Below are 3,196 nucleotides of genomic sequence, written 5' to 3'. Positions count from 1 at the left end.
GCAAATTTTAGTGATATTTTTAACGAAAAGACCAAAGAAAAGATTAGCGAGCCAAGCCAAGAGCCAGCTAAATTTAACTATGTCTCTTCTTCACAAAATAGCCTCATCTCTTTAAATTTCAGTGATCTTCAAGCTTACGGCTACACAGTGGATAAGGCTGGGTTTATGGGAGCTGATTTTAACAAAGCAGCAGGCTTGCCACAGGACTTTAAAATCCATAAAAGTACACTTGATGCAATGATCAAATTTAACACTCAAGAATATAACAAAGTGACATACTTTTTTACTAAAGGCAAAGGTAACCCAGCGCCTAATATGTTCGAAAAGATCGATATAGCCAATACTATCAAGCAGTATTATAATATCTTTAGTCAAGTAACGGCTGGAGTTGTAAATGATGGCAAGGAGTATTATAGTAGTGCGGATTTGGCTCAGCTTCCAAGGGGTTATATGTCAAAAGATGGACTAAGCGATCATGATAAATATATGCTAAAACCATCAGATAAGGGCGAAGCTACAAACTGGCTGACGGATCGAAACAACGAAAAGGTATTAAATTTACTAAGAACAGATGACGATGTAAATAGAATTTACGATATGTATAAAGAGCTATCTCCAAGTGTCATTGTTGATTATAAAATACTTGATATGCAGCAGATGATGGATGAAGAATATACTGGTGGTGATACAATGTTTAATAGCTTTAAGCCAGATATGTCTGTCTATAAAAATGAAAATGGTTATACAAAAGGGCAACTATTTGTTGCATTTTTAAAGAGTGAGGGCGGAGAAATTTTAGATGGTGGAGCAACTAAAATAAAAGAGCAATACATAGAAGAAGGATATAATTCGCTTTATCTAACTTACAACTCTATGAAAGAAACTGCCAGGCCTATGGGAACTTATTTTGATCTTATCTCGGGTAAAATCTCTACTTATGACGTAATGATGCAAATTAGAAAAAATCTAAACTACACGCTAGAACACATTATAGATCCAAGTGATATGTTGTTGCAAGAATTTACTGATGCAAAAGATAAAGATGTTATGATACAAAGCAGCATTTTATCAACCAAGCTAAGAGAATTTGATAATGAAACAAGTATACTGAAAGCATAAGCAAGGGTGTGTAATACATGCTCAACATTAATCACTGGATTTAAACTATAAAAGAAGCTAGGAGGTCAAGCCATGAATGATATTAGTATCTTAGGCACAAATGTAAATTCATACACAAAACAACAACACAAACAAGATAGATCTGCAAATTTTAGTGATATTTTTAACGAAAAGACCAAAGAAAAGATTAGCGAGCCAAATCAAGAACCAGCTAAATTTACTTATACCACTTCTTCTTCACAAAACAGCCTCATCTCTTTAAATTTCAGTGATCTTCAAGCTTACGGCTATACAGTAGATAAGGCAGGCTTTATGGGAGCTGATTTTAACAAAGCAGCAGGCTTGCCACATGACTTTAAAATCCACAAAAGCACGCTTGATGAGATAGTTAGATACAACAACAAAACATATCTTTTTACACAAGATAGAAGCAAGGCTGCCTTTGAAAAGATAGACGTAGCTGATACCACAAAGCACTACTATAAACTTTTTAAAAGCATTGTTGGCGATGAAAAAGATAGATATGGCGAAGCTGATCTAGCAAATTTACCAAAAGGCTTTAGCTTGGATACTAACCAAAAAACCTTTGGTAAAAATGCAAATTTCTTAAAAGATGTCAGCCTAATATCCGTTACAAATATATATAAAACATTTGATCAAGTTAGTGAAGCAAAGAGCGTTAGAGATGAACTTAGAGGCCTTGGGGTAAGCCACGAGGTCTATGAGCTAAATTTTAGCAAAGAGCATCTTGATGCAAAAGCCAGTGATGAATATACATTTAACCCTGACATGTCGGTATATCAATCAGATGATACTTATAGCAGTGCTGGTGTGTTTGTGGGATTTTTAAAAAGCTTTAGTCCTATCGCTAGCGATAGTGGCGAGACGAAGCTTAGCGTGGAAGCAAGCTCTTACTCAAAGCTAATGAGTGAGCAAAGCTTGGCTGATGATGTAGTGCCTCTCTCAAGGCTTTTGAAAAATGAGAAGATGATCAAATTTATCTTAGAAGAGCTACTAAAGAGAAATTTGCTCACTTCAAAAGATGGCAAAAGTGCTGGTGAGATAGTAGATAGTGTGCTAGCTCATGCCACAAAGCTTCAAAACGAGACAAAAGTTTAAATATATAAATTTAAAAGGTGGCTATCTTTAATCTATCAAGCCATCTTATTTAAAATTTGCTTCTTATCTATCTTTTGCATAAGCTCTAAGACATCTATGCCTCTTTTTTCTTTGAAATTTAAAAGCTCTCTTGCATAGAGAAATTTCTGATCCTTATTTATATCATAGGTCTCATACTTCTTTTTAACCTGCATAGGTTTAAATTTCTTCTCACTTTGTTCTTTGGCAAAATTTGCATTGTATTCTTGTTCTTCTTTGATTATCTGCTTTCTTTGTTCTTCAACATCCTTTGTTGCTTTCTCTCTTGCTTTGGCAAATAAAGTTTTAAATTCATCTATGCTTAGGTCGGTTCTATCTAAAAGACTAAGCGACTCCTTGTTATTATTTGGATAAAGAGAAGACATGCTATCTATAAAGGCTCTTAGGTCAGCCTCCTCTTCTTTTGTGCCAAGACCAGCCACCTTTCCAGATATTGTTGGCCTGCCATCAACAGAGTTATCCCTCAGCCAGTCCATATAACCTTGAAGCTCCCAATCTATCGCTTTTTCTATGGTTTCTGGATATTTCCCGTATAGAGCTCTTCGCTCTTCTAGAGAGTATTTGTTTGATAGCATATTATCTATTTTATCTATGGTTTTTGTTATCCAGTCTTCCGTTCCTTCCTCTATACCGATTATCTTATCTAGTCCAGCACCAAATGGTCCTTGCATATAAGCATCAACTTTAGCTTTCTCATCTTCTGCGGATAAATTTTTATTGCCATGAGCTATGTAGTCATCTAAAATTTCTTTATATTGCATCGATCCGTTATAAGTAGTAATAAACATTTCATCTCCCCCTTAAGCCTTTATATCAACATCTCTTTTTATACCAAGCATATCTACTAGGTATTTTCCAGTTGGATTTTCATTTAGCTCTTTTACTAAATTTAAAGGTGGCATACTAAATTTCAAAAAGC

At 34.9% G+C, this 3,196-nt stretch carries 3 protein-coding genes; 2 read left to right on the top strand and 1 reads right to left on the bottom strand.

The features are described from left to right. On the top strand, nt 1-1,119 hold a 1,119-nt coding region (locus tag Q0296_RS00015; protein WP_298035554.1), incomplete at its 5' end, for a Cj0814 family flagellar-dependent secreted protein. A gap of 72 nt (nt 1,120-1,191) precedes the next feature. Beyond that, nucleotides 1,192-2,238 carry a Cj0814 family flagellar-dependent secreted protein gene (locus tag Q0296_RS00010; protein ID WP_298035553.1) on the top strand — a complete coding sequence of 349 codons (1,047 nt, stop codon included), beginning with the start codon at nt 1,192-1,194 and terminating at the stop codon, nt 2,236-2,238. Nucleotides 2,239-2,273: 35 nt separating this feature from the next. On the opposite strand, the gene Q0296_RS00005 is transcribed toward Q0296_RS00010, so the two are convergent. Continuing rightward, on the bottom strand, nt 2,274-3,038 hold the full coding sequence (locus Q0296_RS00005) for a cell surface protein (RefSeq protein ID WP_298035555.1): 765 nt from the start codon (nt 3,036-3,038) through the stop codon (nt 2,274-2,276). Between the last annotated feature and the right edge of the window lie 158 nt (nt 3,039-3,196).

Origin of the sequence: uncultured Campylobacter sp. (assembly GCF_937890585.1) — a bacterium.
Taxonomy (GTDB): domain Bacteria; phylum Campylobacterota; class Campylobacteria; order Campylobacterales; family Campylobacteraceae; genus Campylobacter_A.
Note: the sequence above shows the minus strand (reverse complement) of the source record. Positions and strands in the feature narration are given on the sequence as shown.

Bases quoted from the DNA above. Each gene is read 5' to 3' on its own strand.
- Q0296_RS00010 (WP_298035553.1), top strand. From the start codon at position 1,192: ATGAATGATATTAGTATCTTAGGCACAAATGTAAATTCATACACAAAA.
- Q0296_RS00005 (WP_298035555.1), bottom strand. From the start codon at position 3,038: ATGCAATATAAAGAAATTTTAGATGACTACATAGCTCATGGCAATAAA.